The 16,411-nt window shown below is 71.6% G+C and carries 15 protein-coding genes and 1 pseudogene; 10 read left to right on the plus strand and 6 right to left on the minus strand.

Going from position 1 to position 16,411, the window contains the following annotated elements; translation table 11 throughout:
* Nucleotides 1-236: 236 nt before the first annotated feature.
* The 7 genes from ACFWUZ_RS03160 (at nt 237) to ACFWUZ_RS03190 (ending at nt 8,128) form a co-directional block, all read left to right on the plus strand.
* Nucleotides 237-1,514, plus strand: coding sequence for an MFS transporter (locus tag ACFWUZ_RS03160; protein ID WP_384366033.1), 1,278 nt, complete (start codon nt 237-239; stop codon nt 1,512-1,514).
* Nucleotides 1,515-1,776: 262 nt separating this feature from the next.
* Nucleotides 1,777-3,015, plus strand: a complete 1,239-nt coding sequence (locus ACFWUZ_RS03165) for an MFS transporter (RefSeq protein WP_384366036.1) — start codon at nt 1,777-1,779, stop codon at nt 3,013-3,015.
* Between the two features lie 5 nt (nt 3,016-3,020).
* Nucleotides 3,021-4,019: a thiamine pyrophosphate-dependent dehydrogenase E1 component subunit alpha gene (locus ACFWUZ_RS03170; RefSeq protein WP_384366038.1), complete on the plus strand. Its 999-nt coding sequence runs from the start codon at nt 3,021-3,023 to the stop codon at nt 4,017-4,019.
* On the plus strand, nt 4,016-4,993 hold the full coding sequence (locus ACFWUZ_RS03175; protein ID WP_384366041.1) for an alpha-ketoacid dehydrogenase subunit beta: 978 nt from the start codon (nt 4,016-4,018) through the stop codon (nt 4,991-4,993). The genes ACFWUZ_RS03170 and ACFWUZ_RS03175 overlap by 4 nt, the downstream gene beginning before the upstream one ends.
* Before the next feature lie 2 nt (nt 4,994-4,995).
* Complete coding sequence (locus ACFWUZ_RS03180) at nt 4,996-5,763, plus strand: SDR family NAD(P)-dependent oxidoreductase (protein ID WP_384366045.1); 768 nt, start codon at nt 4,996-4,998, stop codon at nt 5,761-5,763.
* Nucleotides 5,764-5,809: 46 nt separating this feature from the next.
* Nucleotides 5,810-7,093: an ATP-grasp domain-containing protein gene (locus tag ACFWUZ_RS03185; RefSeq protein WP_384366048.1), complete on the plus strand. Its 1,284-nt coding sequence runs from the start codon at nt 5,810-5,812 to the stop codon at nt 7,091-7,093.
* Between the two features lie 54 nt (nt 7,094-7,147).
* Entirely contained in the window at nt 7,148-8,128 is a 981-nt protein-coding gene (locus ACFWUZ_RS03190) for a nitrilase-related carbon-nitrogen hydrolase (RefSeq protein ID WP_384366343.1), read from the plus strand.
* Between the two features lie 55 nt (nt 8,129-8,183).
* Here the strand turns inward: ACFWUZ_RS03190 and ACFWUZ_RS03195 are convergent, their stop codons facing one another.
* Both ACFWUZ_RS03195 and ACFWUZ_RS03200 read right to left on the minus strand, forming a co-directional pair.
* On the minus strand, nt 8,184-9,497 hold the full coding sequence (locus ACFWUZ_RS03195) for an MFS transporter (RefSeq protein ID WP_384366051.1): 1,314 nt from the start codon (nt 9,495-9,497) through the stop codon (nt 8,184-8,186).
* A gap of 8 nt (nt 9,498-9,505) precedes the next feature.
* Nucleotides 9,506-10,861 carry an NAD(P)-binding domain-containing protein gene (locus ACFWUZ_RS03200; protein WP_384366054.1) on the minus strand — a complete coding sequence of 452 codons (1,356 nt, stop codon included), beginning with the start codon at nt 10,859-10,861 and terminating at the stop codon, nt 9,506-9,508.
* Between the two features lie 273 nt (nt 10,862-11,134).
* Between ACFWUZ_RS03200 and ACFWUZ_RS03205 the strand changes: the two genes are divergently transcribed.
* Complete coding sequence (locus tag ACFWUZ_RS03205; protein WP_384366057.1) at nt 11,135-11,500, plus strand: ArsR/SmtB family transcription factor; 366 nt, start codon at nt 11,135-11,137, stop codon at nt 11,498-11,500.
* Between the two features lie 20 nt (nt 11,501-11,520).
* On the opposite strand, the gene ACFWUZ_RS03210 is transcribed toward ACFWUZ_RS03205, so the two are convergent.
* The 4 genes from ACFWUZ_RS03210 to ACFWUZ_RS03225 form a co-directional block, all read right to left on the minus strand.
* Nucleotides 11,521-12,336, minus strand: coding sequence for a sulfite exporter TauE/SafE family protein (locus ACFWUZ_RS03210; RefSeq protein ID WP_384366060.1), 816 nt, complete (start codon nt 12,334-12,336; stop codon nt 11,521-11,523).
* Between the two features lie 192 nt (nt 12,337-12,528).
* Nucleotides 12,529-13,587, minus strand: coding sequence for an ArsO family NAD(P)H-dependent flavin-containing monooxygenase (locus ACFWUZ_RS03215; RefSeq protein ID WP_384366063.1), 1,059 nt, complete (start codon nt 13,585-13,587; stop codon nt 12,529-12,531).
* The gene (locus ACFWUZ_RS03220) at nt 13,584-14,381 is read right to left on the minus strand and encodes an aquaporin (RefSeq protein WP_384366066.1); all 798 of its coding nucleotides are present in this window, start codon (nt 14,379-14,381) and stop codon (nt 13,584-13,586) included. The genes ACFWUZ_RS03215 and ACFWUZ_RS03220 overlap by 4 nt, the downstream gene beginning before the upstream one ends.
* A gap of 34 nt (nt 14,382-14,415) precedes the next feature.
* Nucleotides 14,416-14,730: a helix-turn-helix transcriptional regulator gene (locus ACFWUZ_RS03225; RefSeq protein ID WP_112447650.1), complete on the minus strand. Its 315-nt coding sequence runs from the start codon at nt 14,728-14,730 to the stop codon at nt 14,416-14,418.
* Between the two features lie 264 nt (nt 14,731-14,994).
* Here ACFWUZ_RS03225 and ACFWUZ_RS03230 point away from each other — a divergent pair, with 264 nt between their 5' ends.
* Both ACFWUZ_RS03230 and ACFWUZ_RS03235 read left to right on the plus strand, forming a co-directional pair.
* Nucleotides 14,995-15,414 carry an arsenate reductase ArsC gene (locus ACFWUZ_RS03230; RefSeq protein WP_384366069.1) on the plus strand — a complete coding sequence of 140 codons (420 nt, stop codon included), beginning with the start codon at nt 14,995-14,997 and terminating at the stop codon, nt 15,412-15,414.
* A 203-nt stretch (nt 15,415-15,617) separates the two neighbouring features.
* Nucleotides 15,618-16,199 (plus strand): annotated as a pseudogene (locus ACFWUZ_RS03235) (NAD(P)/FAD-dependent oxidoreductase); the annotation flags it as partial.
* Between the last annotated feature and the right edge of the window lie 212 nt (nt 16,200-16,411).

Below are 16,411 nucleotides of genomic sequence, written 5' to 3' on the forward strand. Positions count from 1 at the left end.
TGCGCCCCCGTCATCAATTGATCGACCGGCCCAGTGGAGCCCGCGACCCCGGGGGAAGTCCAGCGGTTTCGCGGGCCCGTATGCCCGTGTCGACCGGCCGTCAGGGTCCTGTCAGAGGCGTATCAGGTTGGGGTCAGCATGGGGCGGAGCAGTTGCTCGGGGAGGTACGGGTATCTGATCATCAACTCGGCCGTCCGGTGGTCATTCACGAATCGGGGAAAGGGGGTTCCGCGCTTATGTCCGGCTCTTCGGCGCGTGACGCGGTCCGTGGTCACAGCCCGGACAGCGGTGCACCGGCCGGCAGGTCGGTGCGGTCGCGGGACTTCGTCCTGTTCCTCACGGCACGGGGGGCCGCCCGGCTGGGTGAGACCATGCTGCCCGTCGCGCTGGCCGCGGGTCTCCTGCGCGTCGGTTACGACGCCGGCGCGGTGGGTCTGGCGATGGCCGCCCCGCTGGCCAGTTTCGTGGCCCTGATCCTCTTCGGCGGTGTCTTCGCCGACCGGTTCGACACCCGGCGGCTGATGATCGCCGCCGACCTGGCCCGGGTCGCCACGCAGGCACTCACCGCGGCCCTCTTCTTCTCCGGCCACGTGCTGCTGTGGCAGGTCTGCGCGATCGGAGCGGTGAGCGGTGCGGCCACGGCCGTCTTCCAGCCCGGTGTGGCCAGTACGATCCCGGCCCTGGTCGACGACGTGCAGAAGGCCAACGGCGCGCTCCGGGTCGCGGAGTCGGTCATGGCGCTCGCGGGCCCCGCGCTCGCCGGCGTGGCCGTCGCGTTCTCCTCGGCGGGCGGCGTCTTCGTCCTGCATGCCGGAACGTACCTGATCAGCGCGGTCTGTCTGCTCCTCATCCGGCACCGGCCGCAGGCGGCGACGGCCGGCAAGGAGCGCGCCACCGGTGTCCTTCGTGATCTCCGGGAGGGCTGGCAGGAGTTCACGGCCCGTACCTGGCTGTGGAGCGTCATCGTGATCTGGTGCGTGCTCACCCTCACCGTGTGGGGGCCCGCCGTGCCGTTGGTCGCGGCGAGCGTGGTCGACGAGCACGGGCCGCGTGCCTTCGGCCTGATCAGTTCCGCGCTGGGAGCCGGCACGATCCTCGGCGGACTGCTCGCCCTGCGGCTGCGTCCCCTGCGGATGCTGCGCGCCGGGGCCTTCGCCTTCGCCGGATTCGCCCTCTACCCGGCTTCCGTGGGCGCGCACTTGCCGGTACCGGTGATTGCGCTCTGCATGACGGTGGCAGGCGCCGGGATGGCGTTCTGGGGAGTGATGTGGTCCACGAGCATCCAGACACAGGTGCCACAGGCCGTACTCAACAGGGTCTCCGCGTACGACCTGGCGGGTTCGCTGGTCATGCTGCCCGTCGGCCAGGCGCTCGCGGGACCCGCCTCCTCCCTCTTCGGCACGGGCCGTGTCCTGCTGGGGAGCGGGGCGATGACCCTGGCCGTCTCGGCGGCCCTGCTGGCCGTCCCGGCCGTGCGCCGGCTGCGCCGGGTCGACGCTCCCGGGGACAGGTGAGCCGCCCTGACATCCGCCTCCACCCAAGTCCGCTCGGCGGCCACCGCCCGCGTGCTCGCCGTGTGCCGCCCGCGCCGCCGGGGCGGAGGCCGCCGGCTCTGTTCCTGGGTGGGCGGCGCGAACGGAACAAGCGGAACCAGTATGACTTCCGAGCGTCCCGCCATCGAATGGACGGGGCGCCTTGAAAACCTTCTGACAACGACACCGTGAGGGCTGCGGGGGGGAGTGGTCGGCTGCCGTTCCATGGGGTGGGGGAATTCTGATGCTGGGGTACAAGCATGTGGGTACGCTTGCCGCTGCCCACTTGGGTGGGTTACCGAGAAGCTTCTGGATCGTATTCGCCGGTCAGTTCGTCAACCGTGTCGGCAGCATGGCGGTTCCCTTCCTGGTCCTCTATCTGGGAGAGCAGGGAATCTCCACTCGGGACGCCGCATTCGTCCTCGGCACGGTCGGCGTGGGAGGTCTCGTATCCCAGCCTGTGGGGGGTTTGCTCGCCGACCGGTGGGGCCCTCGTCTCGCCCTGGTGACAGGCCTCCTCGCGAGTTCCTTCGCCATCGCCCTGCTCGCCGTGGCCCGTGGCCTGCCGATGATATTGGCCGCGGCCCTCCTGGTCGGCGCCGCGGCGGACATCTACCGTCCGGCCGCCGCCGCGCTGGTGGCCGCCGTCGTGCCGGGTACGGACCGGCCGCGCGCCTACAGCCTCATCTACTGGGCCGTCAATCTCGGGGTGGCACTGGGCGGCCTGGTCGCCGGACTGCTGGCCCGGCACGGCTACTGGATGCTGTTCGCGGCCCAGGTCCTGACCACGGCCGCGTTCGCCGCGGTGACCGCCGTCCTGCTGCCCGCGGACCGCCCGCCGGCCCGACCGGCCCGCGCCGGCGACCGGTCAGCCGGCCGGGACGTGCTGCGGGACCGGCTCCTCCTCGCCCTGACCGCCCTCAACCTGGTCAACGGGGTCGTCGCCGCGCAGATCACGGTCGGCCTGCCCCTGTCCATCAAGGACGACGGCCTCGGTGGCGCCGCCTACGGATCGATCTTCCTGGCCAGCGGAATCATCATCGGAGTGACTCAGCCGCTGCTCTCCGCCTGGCTCACTCGTTACGACCGGCTCACCGTCCTGGCCGTCTCCTGGCTCGTGTTCGGCCTGGGCATCGCCGCTACGGCCTTCGCCGACTCCCTTTCCGAATACCTCGTGACCGTATGTCTCTGGACCCTCGGTGAGATCGGTGCCGCGAGCTTCGTGGGCTCGCTCGTCGCCGACCTGGCCCCCGAACGGGCGCAGGGCCGGTACCAGGCCACATTCGGGTGGTCGTACGCGGCCGCCCAGCTCATCGGACCCCCGATGGGGGCGTACTCGTACGCCGCCGGGCCCTCCTTCCTCTGGTGGTCGTGCGCCGGCCTGGGCTTCGCCGGCCTCGCGGGCGGCCTCGCCCTCGTCGGCCCCATGCGGCGCCGACTGCACCCGGCCCCCGAACCCAGCACCCTACAGAAGGCGCTCTGACCTGCATGCCGACCTTGACGGACGCCTCTTTGGCGTCAGCACCGCACACCTCGCTCCTGGACATGTTCCGGCGCATGAGCCTGGCCAGGAGACTGGACGAGCGACTGCCCGCGCTGATGGAGGAAGGACTCGTCCGCGGCCCCATGCACCTGGGCATCGGCCAGGAGGCCGTCGGCATCGGCGCCACCGCCGCGCTGGAGGACGGTGACCTGGTGACCGCCACCCACCGACCGCACTCCCTCTACGTAGGGCGCCGCATGCCACTGGGCCGCACCCTCGCCGAGATGATGGGACGCGTCGACGGCCAGTGCCGGGGCCGCGGCGGACACATGCTCATCGGCGACCGGGATCACGGCGTGCTCGGGCCGTCCGGCATCATCGGCCACTCGCTGCTCCTCGCGGTCGGCCACGGGATGGCCCAGCAGCGGGCGGGCGGACGGCGCGTGACGCTGTGCGTCACCGGCGACGGGTCCGTCAACTCCGGTGCCTTCAACGAGGCGTTGAACATGATGGCGCTCTGGCGGCTGCCCGTCGTCGTGCTGGTGGAGAACAACGGCTACGGGCTGAGCGTGCCCCTCGACCAGCACGTCCACGAGACCGAGTTGTACCGCCGCGGCGCCGCCTACGGCATACCGGCCGCGCGGGTCGACGGCAGCGACGCCGAAGCGACGCGGGACGCGGTCGCCGACGCGGTGGCGCGGGCCCGCGCGGGCTCCGGTCCGACCCTCGTCGAGGCCCTGACCTTCCGGGACTGCGCCTTCTCCGGCTCGGACCGCGGCGGCTACCGGCCGGCCGGGGAACGGGAGACGTATGTGGACCCGCTCGAACGTGCCGCCGCACGGTTGAGGGACCGCGGCATTCCCGAGCAGACCCTCGCCGCCATCGCCCGCGAAGTGGACGAGGAGATCACCGAAGCCGTCTCCTTCGCCACTGCCAGTCCGTGGCCGGACCCGGCCGAACTGTTCGAGTTCGCCGCCACATGGGACGCAGAGGAGGTCCGATGAAGCACATGACGTACAGCGAGGCGCTGAACTCGGCGCTGCGCGAGGAGATGCGCCGCGACGAGCGCGTGATCCTGCTCGGCGAGGACATCGGCGTGTACGGAGGTGTCTTCTCGGTCACCCGGGGCCTCCTCGACGAGTTCGGCCCCGAACGGGTCGTGGACACGCCGATCTCCGAGAACGGCATCGTGGGCGCCGCGGTCGGCATGGCCATGAGCGGCCTGCGTCCCGTCGTCGAGATCATGTACACGGACTTCATGACCCTGGCCCTGGACAGCATCGCCAACAGCGCCGCCGTCTTCCCCTTCGCGTACGGCGGCCAGGTCACCGTGCCCGTCGTCATCCGCACCCAGGGCGGAGCCGGGGCCAACGCGGGTCCTCAGCACTCCAAATCCCTGGAGGCGTGGACCGCCCACCTGCCCGGGATCCACACCGTGCTGCCGAGCACCCCCGCGGACGCCAAGGGGCTGCTGACCGCGGGACTTCGGAGCGACGACCCCGTGGTCCTCGTCGAGCACAAGCTGCTCTACGGAAGCGGCGGACCCGTGCCCGAGGGGGAGCACCTCGTGCCCCTCGGCACGGCGCAGGTCGTCCGCCCCGGCACCGACGTCACGATCCTGGCGCTGTCCCGCATGGTCGGCGAGGCGCTGACGGCCGCCGAGCGGCTCGCCGACGAAGGAGTGGACGCCGAGGTCATCGACGTCCGCTCGCTGCGCCCGCTCGATGTCACCACCCTGGCGAAGTCCGCCCGCAAGACGGGGCGGGTCGTCGTGGCGGCCGAGGCCTGGGTCCGGTACGGGCCCTCCGCCGAGATCGTCGCCGCGGTCACGGAGCGGGCCTTCGCCGAACTGCGCGCCCCTGTCGTACGACTGGGATCGCTCGGCGTCCCCTTCCCGGCCAGCCCTGGTCTGGAACCCACTGTGCTGGTCGATGCCGCGGCCATCCAGCAGTCCGTCGAAACACTTCTGAAGGAGTAGACGTGTCAGCCGAACGTTTCGATGGACAGGTCGCGCTGGTCACCGGGGGAGGCACCGGCATCGGGCGGGCCATAGCGCTCGCCTTCGCACGGGAAGGCGCGAAGGTCGTGGTCGCCGGGCGCCGTGCGCAGGAGCTGAGGGAGACCGTCGCCCTCGTCGAGGCGCAGGCCGGTACGGCCGACGCCCGGACCGCCGACGTGACCGACGAGGAGCAGGTCGCCGGCCTGGTCGCCGCCGTCCTGGACCGCCACGGAGCCCTGCACATCGCCTGCAACAACGCCGGCGTCCCCGGATCCGGTCGCAAACTCCATGAATTCGCCACGGACGACTGGCGCCGCATCGTCGACACGAACCTGCACGGCGTGTGGCTGTCCATGCGCCACCAGATCCCCGCGATGCTGGCGCAGGGCGGCGGGGGCATCGTCAACGTCTCCTCCATCGCGGGGCTCGTCGGCTACCTCGGTGCGGCCCCCTACACCGCCGCCAAGCACGGCGTGGTGGGCCTTACCAGGAATGCCGCGATCGACTACGGACCTTCCGGCATCCGGGTCAACGCGGTCTGCCCCGGCCCGGTGCTCACTCCGATGCTGGAGCAGTCCCGTAGGGACCGTGGGCCTTCGGCCGACGCGTTCTATCTGCGCAACATCCCGCTGGGCCGCCTGGCCCGGCCCGAGGAGGTCGCCTCTGCGGTCCTGTGGCTCTCCTCCGCGGGGGCCTCCTACGTAACCGGCCAGGCGCTGGCCGTCGACGGGGGCTGGACCGCCCAGTGACGTTCTCCCCGCCTGCCCGCTGCCGTACTGAAAGGCCGTGATCCGCATGACCGATCGACACATCGCCCTGGTTGACACCTATGCCCTGTCGCAGCGGCTCGCCGCCGGCTTCTTCGCCGCCGGATACACGCCGGTCAGGGTCCAGAGCACCGTCGACGTGCCGACGCTCTACGCGGGCAAGCCGGATCCGCACCCCTATGCGACCGATCTGGTGCACAGGGGGGACGTACGGGCAACGGCCGCGAAGCTGGCGGAGTTCGAGCCCCTCGGCGTCGTGGCGGGCGGAGAGCTGGGAGTCGAACTGGCGGACGCGCTCAGTGAGGAGCTTGCCGCCGGGTCGGGAATCCCGACGAACGGCACCGCACTCAGCGGCGCACGCCGGGACAAGTTCGAAATGATCGAGCGCATCAAGTCCTGCGGGCTGCGCGGCGCGGAGCAGATCCGCGTACGGAATGAGGAGCACGTCGAGCAATGGCACCGGCAGTCGGGTGGCCGGGTCGTACTCAAACCCCTGCGCAGCGCCGCGAATGACGGTGTGGTGTGGTGCGACACCCCGGAGGAATCGGTGCGCGCCTTCCGACTGCTGTCGGGCAGGCACAACATCTTCTCCGAGAGGGAGGACGGTGTGGTCGCCCAGGAGTACCTGGTGGGTGCCGAGTACCTGATGAACACCGTCAGCCGGGACGGCCGCCACCACGTGACCGACCTGTGGAAGACACACCGGATCAGCGCGAACGGGGTGCCCGACCTGGCTGTGGCCTGCCACCTGCTGCCGCGTCGGGGAGAGGTGCAGGACCACGTCGTGGAGTACGGGCTCCGGGTGCTCGACGCGCTGGGCATCCTGCACGGCCCGGCCCACATCGAAGTGAAGATGACACCCGCGGGGCCCTGCCTGGTGGAGGTCGGGGCCCGCATCGCCGGCCTCGACCTGCCCGGGTTCACCGAACGGGCCACCGGCGAGTCCCAGATCGGCTGGACCGTGGACGCCTACACCGCACCCGAGCGGTTCTTCGCCCGCTGCGACGAGGACTACACGGTGCGCCGCAGTGTCGCGTGGGCGGGCCTGGTCTCGCCGGTGGGCGGGCGGCTGCGAGCCTATCGCGGACTCGAAGAGCTGAAGGCCCTGGAAAGCGTCGAGGACGTGCGCATGATGGTCGCCCCGGGCGATTCCATCACCCCCACCGTGGACGACTCCACCTACCCCGTGGCGCTGTCGATGGCCCACGACGTGGACGAGATCCTGCTGCGCGACCTCGGCACCGTCCGCTTCCTCGACGGGCACGGGTTCTACGAGCTGGAAGACGCCCCGGCGAACGGCCGGGCCGCCTGAGGCGCCAACTCCCGTGACCGGTCATACAAGTGAGGAACTCCCCTCGTGGACGCCATGAACTTCACGTCCGCTGCCGCTGACGCGGCCCGGCGCACCGTGACCGCCGCCGTCGTCCAGGCGGCCGCCCCCCTGTTCGACACGCCGACCGCGCTGGTTCGTGCGGAGGAACTCATTCGCGAAGCAGCCGTCGCCCATCGGGCCGAGGTGGTCGTCCTGCCCGAGGCGTTCCTCGGCGGCTACCCGAAAGGTCTCGACTTCGGCATCACCGTGGGCAGCCGTAGCCCGGCCGGCCGTGAGCTGTTCCGCCGCTACCACGCCGCCGCCATCGACGTCCCGGGCCCCGAGGTCGACGTCCTGGCGGCCCTCACCCGGGAACTCGGCATCCACGCCGTGGTCGGGGCGGTCGAACGCCAGGGCGGCACCCTGTACTGCGTCGCGCTCTTCTTCGGCCCCGAAGGCTACCTGGGCCTGCACCGCAAACTGATGCCGACGGCCGCCGAACGTTACCTGTGGGGGCAGGGCGACGGATCGACGCTCACGGTCGTCGACACCGGCACCGCCCGACTCGGTGCGGGGATCTGCTGGGAGAACTACATGCCGCTGTTCCGCACCGCGATGTACGCCAAGGGGGTGGACCTTTGGTGCGCCCCGACCGTGGACGACCGCGACGCATGGCAGGCCACCATGCGCCACATCGCCCTGGAGGGACGATGCTTCGTCCTCAGCGCCAACCAGTTCCTGCGACGCGATGCCCTGCCCGACGACGTCCGTCCCGTCCAGGGGAACGAGCCCGGTACGGTGCTGATCGGCGGAGGCTCCGTCGTCGTCTCCCCGCTCGGCGAGGTCCTGGCCGGCCCACTGCGCGAGGGCGAGGGCATCCTGGCGGTCGAACTCGACCTCGACGACCTCGTACGCGCCCGCTTCGACTTCGACCCGACCGGTCACTACGCCCGCCCCGACGTCTTCGTCCTCGACGTCGACGAATCCATCCGTTCCACCGTCCGTGAGCGGGTCGCTGCAAGCCGGAGACCTTGAACACCGTGTGGGCCGGCGGGCAGGCCGGTGGCGGGGAGCGGGGAGACCACGGTGATCAGGGCGTCGGCCAGGTCCTGGTGACGACCTCGTCATTCCGGGCCCCGTTCCCCGAGCGCCGACCCCGCTGACGGCGTGCCCATGGCGCGGGCATCGGGCGCTGCGCGATGGACTTCGGCGTGCCGCCGAGGGCGAGAAGCACCGAGGCTCCCGAGAGGGCTGCCAGGACGGCAAAGAGCGTCGGGTATCCGCCGAGGAGGCCGGCGAGGGCGGCGCCGGCCCAAGGGGCGAGAGCGGCGGCCATGTGGGCCGGAGCGCCCAGGAGGCCGGAGAGGCGGCCGTAGTGGCCGGTGCCCCAGCGGTCGGTCACGGCGGTGGCCTGGAGGAGGGTGAGGTTGCCGCGGACGATTCCCGCCAGGACCGCGAGGACCACCAGCAGGGGCATCGGGCCGGGGACGAGGGCGAGGGCGGCTGTGGTGGCGCCACCGAGGGCGATGAGAGTGGCCGTGCGGGTCGTGACGGATGTGCGGGCCGACAGGCTGGCGTACAGGGTGCGGCCGAGGGTCTGTCCTGCCCCGCCGAGTCCCAGTGCCCAGGCGGCTGTCGACGCACTGGCCCCGCGCTCGGTGAGGAGCGGGATGAGGCCGATGACCACCGCGTACATGGCGAAGCTGGAGAGGGTGAAGGACGCGGCCAGGAGGGCGAAGGGGCGGCTTCGGGGGATCGGGGTGCGGTCCGTCGTGGGCGGCGGGGGTGGTGCGGCCGGCCATGGGGCGCGCAGGGCCAGGGCGTGTGCGGGGATGGTGATGGCCGCGAGGATCACGGCGAGGACCGCGTACGTCTGCCGCCAGGTGAGGTGTGCGGCCAGGACGGCGGTCAACGGTGCGAAGACGGTGGAGGCCAACCCTCCGGCGAGGGTGACGATCGTCAGGGCGCGGATGCGGTCGGGGCCCCACCAGCGGGTGAGGGCGGCGAAGGCGGGCGGGTAGAAGGTGGCCGCCATGGCCGTGCCCGCCAGCATCCAGCCCAGGAAGAAGACGGGCAGGCTGGGGGCGGCCGCGATCACCAGGAGTGCGAGTACGCCGATGACGGAGCCGGTGGTCATGACCGCGCGGGGACCGCGTCGGTCGAGGATGCGGCCGACCGGGATGCCCACCACGCCGGAGACGAGAAGGGCCATGGAGAACGCGCCCGTTGCCGCGTGGGCGGACCAGCCGGTGTCGGCGGTCAGGCGGGACAGGAGGACGGGGAACGCGTAATAGACGATGCCCCAGCTGGTGATCTGGGTGGCGCAGAGGGCGGGCAGCGCGGCGCGCGGCCGCGACCGGACCCCCGTCCCGCTCGCGGCCGCGCCGCTGTGAAGGTGTGTCACTTCGCCGGTCAGCAGCCGCCGGAGGAGGCGGGAGCGCCGATGGTGAGGGTGGCGGGGGCCGCGCAGCAGCCGCCACCGGTGGCCTCGGCGGCCTGGGGCTCGTCGAAGAGGCCCGCGCCGCCGCAGACTCCGGTCTCGGGGAGGGTGAGTTCGACGCGCCCGGCGGCCTCCAGGTCGCCGGCGAGGGCGGCGGCGATGGAGCGGACCTGCTCGTAGCCGGTCATGGCCAGGAAGGTGGGGGCGCGGCCGTAGGACTTCATGCCGACGAGGTGGACGTCCTTCTCCGGGTGCGAGAGTTCGTTGACGCCGTGCGGGTAGACGGTGCCGCAGGAGTGCTGGTTGGGGTCGATCAGCGGAGCCAGCTCGGTCGGCGCCTGGAGGCGCTCGTCGAGGCCGAGGCGGAGCTCGTCGAGGAAGGTGAGGTCGGGGCGGAACCCGGTGAGGACGATGACCTCGTCGACCGGGTCCAGGCGGCGGCCGTCCTCGGCGACGAGGGCGAGCTGGTCACCGGCCTTCTCCACGGCGCTGGTGCGGAAGCCGGTGACGGCGTCGGCGTACCCGTTGTCGACGGCAGCCTTGGCGGCGAGGCCGAGGGCGCCGCGGGCGGGCAGCTGGTCGGCTTCGCCGCCCCCGAAGGTGGAGCCGCTGATACCGCGCCGCAGGATCCAGGTGGTGTGGGTGCCCGCTTCGTCCTTCGCCAGGTCCGCGAGGTAGGCGAGCGCGGTGAAGGCGGAGGCACCGGAGCCGATGACCGCGATGCGCTTGCCGGTGTAGCGGGCGCGGACGGCCGGGTCCTTGAGGTCCGGGACCCGGTACGAGATCCGGTCGGCCGCGGAGCGCTCACCGAGGGCGGGCAGGCCGTCACCACCGATGGGGCTGGGGGTGGACCAGGTGCCGGAGGCGTCGATGACGGCGCGGGCGGTGAGCCGTTCCTCGCTGCCGTCGGCGTGCGTGATGTGAACGGTGAAGGGCTGGGTCTCGCGGTCGGCGTCCACGACCCGGTCACGGCCGAGGCGGGAGACGCCGGTGACCCGGGCGCCGACGCGGACGCGCTCGCCCAGGACGGCGGCCAGCGGCTGAAGGTACTGCTCGGCCCAGTCGCCGCCGGTCGGGTAGGCGGCCTCGTCCGGCTTGACCCAGCCGGTGGGGGCCAGGAGCTTCTCCGCGGCCGGGTCGACGACCTCACCCCAGGTGGAGAACAGCCGTACGTGGCTCCAGTCCCGCACGGCGCTGCCCGCTACCGGTCCGGCCTCCAGGACCAGGGGCTCGATGCCCTGGTCGAGGAGGTGTGCGGCGGCGGCCAGGCCGATGGGGCCCGCTCCGATGACGACGACGGGCAGCTCGATGTGGGCAGGCGCGTTCACGGTCGGCTCCTCGGTGTTTCGACATCTGTCGATGGCTTGTGCAGCCAGCATGGCAGCTGATTCGATGAGCGTCAACATAGACATTCGTCGAATCGGGCGATCGTTCCAGGGAGCACGCCGACGTCGTGCCGCGGCCACGATCCGGCCGTCAGCTACCCGCCCGGAGGTAATTCGACGGCGGGTGTACGGACCGTCATCCGCACCGGCGCGAGGGCGTCGCGCACCTCGCGGCAACCCCTGGCTGACTAGTTCGACATGTGTCAACATAGACGTATGTCGAATGTGAACGTGTTGCCGCTGCTGGAGCCGGAAGCCGTCGCGCCCTGCTGCCCGCCGCTCACCGAGCGCCCGCTGACCGCGGACGAGGCGGAGCGCACGGCCACGATGTTCAAGGCACTGGGTGATCCCGTGCGCCTGCGGCTCTTCTCAGCGGTGGCTTCGCATGAGGGAGGTGAGGCCTGCGTGTGCGACATCTCCGACGTGGGCGTCTCCCAGCCGACCGTCTCCCATCACCTGAAGAAGCTCAAGGAGGCCGGTTTGCTCTCCTCCGAGCGGCGCGGCACCTGGGTCTACTACCGGGTGGAGCCGGCGGTCCTCGCGGCCATGGCCCAGCTTCTGACCCGCGCAGCCGGCGTGTAGGTCGCCCCCGCCCCTGCCGGTCAGTCGTGACGAGCGAGTTGGACCGCGGAAACGAGCAGGATCACGGCCAGCGCGGGGATGAGCACCAGGTCCGGAAACATGTCGAGGAGCAGCCCGCCCAGCACCGCGCCGGCGACCGAGCCCGCGGCCATGACCAGGGTGAAGCGCAGGTTCGCGCCGAGCACGGCGAAGCTGCCGTCACGGCTGTAGCGGGCGAAGGCCACGAGCATGGTCGGCAGCGACACCAGCAGCGAGAGGCTTCCGGCGGTCTTGATGTCGACGCCGAACAGCAGCACGATCGTCGGGATCAGCAGCTCACCGCCGGCCACTCCCATGATCGCCGCGACCACCCCGATGCCGAACCCGGCCACCACCCCGCACGGCACCTGCGCCCACAGCGGCAGCGCGAGCGCGTCCGGCGTGGTGGTGTGCGTGACCAGCAGGGCGGCCGCCATGAGCACCATCAGGGCAGCCAGCACCTTGTAGAGGGTGGCGGAGCGCATACGCACCGCCCAGGATGCTCCGGCCCAGGCACCCAGCAGGCTCCCGGCCAGCAGGTTGACGGCGACCGGCCAGCGCGCGGCCACTTCGGCGGCCGGGACCGCCGCGAGGCGGGCCGGCAGCGCGACCAGCACCACCACCAGGCTCATCGCCTTGTTCAGGATGACGGCCGGGAGCGCGGCGAATCCGAAGAGGCCGATCAGCAGCGGAAGGCGGAACTCTGCACCGCCCAGCCCGATCATCCCGCCCAGTACGCCGATGGCCGCTCCCGCACCGCACACCAGGGGTGCTGAGTGCGTCGGGCGGAGGGGAGTGAGGTTCTGATCAGTGGTCACGACGGGCATCCTCGCTGGTCGGCGCGGCCGCCTGCTATGCCACGACCCCACCTTCGGGCAAAGGCACCGGCCGTCCGCTCAGGAGTCGTCCGGACCTCCGAGCACCTGCAGCGACGCCCGGGCCGTCTGCGGGCCGACGCCTCTCTGCGGCCAGTGACGACCACGTGGCGTCGCGGCTCGTTGACGTGCGGGTCAGGCTCGGAGCAGGTCCGCGATCCCGCGGGCCGCTTCGCGAGCAGGCCGGCCGACGCCGATGAGGGTGGCGGAGGCGGGGCCGGTCCAGTCGCCGTAACCCAACAGGTGCAGGCGGGGTTCGTCCACGGCACGGGTGCCGATCGTGGCGATGCGGCCTCGGGTGCCGCGCAGGCGCAGCGAGGCGAAATGGGCCAGGTCCGGGCGGAAGCCGGTGCACCAGATGATCGCGTCGGCCTGCGCGCCCGTGCCGTCGGCCCAGGCGACACCGCCCTCGGTGAGGCGGCTGAACACGGGCGCGGCGGTGAGGAGCCCGGCGTCGCGGGCGGCGCGTACGGGCGGGACGGCGACGATGTCGCCGAGCGAGGCGACACCACCGGTGTCCGTGCGGCCGGCGTCCAGGGCCTGGCGGCGGGCGGTGGCGGCGTCGAAGAGCGCCCGGCCGTCGATCTCGTCCGGCAGATAGCGCGGGGGACGCCGGGTGACCCAGGTCAGGTCGGCCGTACCCGCGAGGTCGGCGGCGATCTGCGCGCCCGAGTTTCCCCCGCCCACGACCATGACGCGCTGTCCGGCGAAGTCCTCGGGGTTGCGGTACTGCGCCGTGTGGAGCTGGCGGCCCGCGAAGTCGCGGCGGCCCGGGACGGCGGGCAGGAAGGGTCGGGTCCAGGTGCCGGTGGCGCTGATGACGGCCCGGGCCTGCCAGTCGCCGCAGTCGGTCTGGACTCGGAGGAAGGCGCCGTCCCGGTGGACGGCATCGACCCGCACGCCGCGCTGGACGGGCAGCTCGTACCGCTTCTCGTAGTCGGTGAGGTACGACACCACATGCTGCGCGTCCGGGTAGAGCTCGCCGGGCTGGACGGGCATGAGCCGACCGGGCAGCGAGGAGTAGGCGGCCGGGGAGAACAGGTGGAGGGACTCCCAGGTGTGCTGCCAGGCTCCGCCCGGTGCCGCCTGGGCGTCGAGGACGACGAACTCGATCCCCAGGCGGCGCAGGTGGTACCCGGCGGCGAGCCCTGCTTGGCCGCCGCCGATCACCACTGCGTCCGTGCTCTGCATCATGGCGCGCCGGCTCCGGCGGTCGCAGTCCTGCCGCGCATGAAGATGACCGCCACCAGAGCCAGGCCGACGACGGCACCGGCCAGTTGGGCGCATATGAAGCCCGGAACCGATGCAGGCGCGATGCCCGCGAAGGTGTCGGTGAAGGCGCGGCCGACGGTGACTGCCGGGTTCGCGAAGGAGGTGGAGGAGGTGAACCAGTACGCGGCGCCGATGTACGAGGCGACGGCGACCGGCGCGAAGCGCAGGCGGTCGGTGCGGGCCAGGCCGAAGATCAGCAGGATCAGACCGGCGGTGGCGACGACCTCGCCGAGGAGGAGGTTCCCGGCGGAACGGTCGTGGGTGGACCACTTCACCAGCGGCTCGCCGAACATCGCGTCCGCCAGAACGGCGCCCGCGATCGCGCCGACGACCTGCGAGGGCACGTACACGGCCAGTTCGCGGGCGTTGACCCCGGCGCCGCCGCGGCGGGCCGTCCACCATTCGGCCAGGGTGACGGCCGGGTTGAAGTGGGCGCCGGAGACCGGGCCGAGGAGGGCGATCAGTACGCCGAGACCGAAGACGGTGGCCAGGGAGTTCGCCAGCAGCTGCAGGCCCACGTCCTGACTGAGCTCGGTGGCCTGGATACCGGAGCCGACCACCACCGCCACGAGCGCCGCGGTGCCGACCAGCTCGGCGGCGGCGCGGGCGATCAGCGGGGTCTGGGGCGGGGTCGCGCCGGGCGCGGATCGGGGCGCGCCGGCGGCTGTGCCGGACGCCGCTGCGGGGGTGGCGGCGACGGGCTCGGTGACGGACAACGGTTCTCCTCGGGCAGGTGAGGCAGAAAGCGGGCTATGGGCAGGACCGCTTGAGGTTCGCTTCGGCGGTGGCGCGCGCGGTCTGGGCGAGGTCGGCGAACTGACCGGCGATGGCCTCGATGACTTCCGGGCGCAGGCGGTAGTAGATGTACCGTCCGCACGGCTCCGTATCCACGACACCGGCCTCGCGCAGCACCTTCAGGTGGTTCGAGAGGTTCGTCTGCTTGGCGCCCGTCTCCTCCACGAGATGGGTGGTGCAGAGCGTCTCCTTGGCGAGGAGGGTCACGATCTGGAGCCTGAGCGGGTCGGCCAGTACCCGGATCAGTTCAGTGTCGACTGACGTCATCATGGACTGATACTGTCACATCACCCGGTCCTGATACCAGCCCGGGCTGACCTCTTGGACCCCGTGGAGGGTTCTCATGTCTGCGTGCAGCCACCACGCTGGCCGCCCCCCAGCTGGCCGCCGCACTCCTCACGCACCGGGCGGGCAGCGACGTATCGCCGTCGTCCGCGAGATCGACGCCCACCCCACCGAGCTGCTCACCGGGCTCGGCGTCCGACACACCCGCTCGCTCCCACCCCGCAGTCGACTTCACCCCAAGGAAGAACGATGTCCTCCACTCCTGTCGCGTCCGTGCTGTTCGTCTGCATCCACAACGCCGGCCGCTCGCAGATGGCCGCCGGCTTCTTGCGCCACCTCGCCGGAGACCGCGTCGAGGTGCGCTCCGCAGGCTCCGTCCCCGGTGACCGGATCAACCCCTCCGCCGTGGCCGCCATGGCCGAACTGGGCATCGACATCTCCGGCCAGAAGCCGAAGGTCCTCACCCCCGAGGCCGCCCAGGCGTCCGACTACATCATCACCATGGGCTGCGGCGACGCCTGCCCCTACTTCCCCGGCAAGACCTACCTCGACTGGCAGCTCGAGGACCCGGCCGGCCAGGGCGTCGAGGCCGTCCGCCCCATCCGCGACGAAATCAAGGGCCTGATCGAGGGCCTGATCGCCGAGATCGACGCCAAGCCGAAGGCCTGAGGCCGACTCGAACACCGCCGACGGCATGCGCAACGTCATCGTCATCGAGAACCGAGCGGTTCGGCGCCGAGATGATCGACGACGGCATCGTCTCCGTGGTTCCGGTAGCCGGAGCCGGTCGCGATGATCGCGGCCTGCGCGCGGTGGTCCGTGCCCTCCGCGTCGGGGACGGTCTTGGTGTCGCCGGTCAGATCGAGTTGAACCTGTCCAAGGAGGAAGAGCTCTCCGGGCGGGGCGTGTCCTGGTGCGCGACCTGCGACGGCTTCTTCTTCCGTGACCGCGACATCGTCGTGGTCGGCGGCGATACCGCGATGGAGGAAGCCACCTTCCTCACCCGCTTCGCCCGCTCGGTCACCATCGTCCACCGCCGCTCGACCCTGCGGGCCTCCCAGGTCATGCAGAACCGCGCGTTCTCGGACGACAAGATCTCCTCCCTCTTCGACAGCGAGATCATCGGACTGCAGGACAAGGACGGGAAGCTCTCCGGCCTCACGGTCCGCAACGTGATCACCGAAGAGGCCCAACGCCTCGACGTCACCGGCCTGTTCATCGCGATCGGCCACGACCCGCGCACCGAACTCCTCGCCGAGCAGCTCGACCTGGACGCCGAGGGCTACCTCAACCTCCAGTCCCCGTCCACGCGCACCAGCCTCCCCGGCGTCTTCGCCGCGGGCGACGTCGTCGACCACGCCTACCGCCAAGCCGTCACGGCCGCCGGCACCGGCTGCGCCGCCGCCCTCGACGCGGAGCGGTACCTCGCCGCGCTCGCCGGCGTGTCGCAGTAGCCGCCCACCCATGGGAGGAGGCCGCATCGTGGCCCTCAGGAGCGTGACCGACGCGTCCTTCGTCGAAGTCGCCCGGGCCCGAGCCGGGGCGCCGATCTCGACGCTTCCGGACCCGCAACGGGCGGTACCGTAGCCGGCCCGGACGCTATCGCGAGACGGGCTGCGCGGGCGACGGTCACCAGCGTGATGGGTACGCGCCCGTGTCGCTCGTC

Source organism: Streptomyces sp. NPDC058646 (assembly GCF_042716875.1).
Taxonomy (GTDB): domain Bacteria; phylum Actinomycetota; class Actinomycetes; order Streptomycetales; family Streptomycetaceae; genus Streptomyces.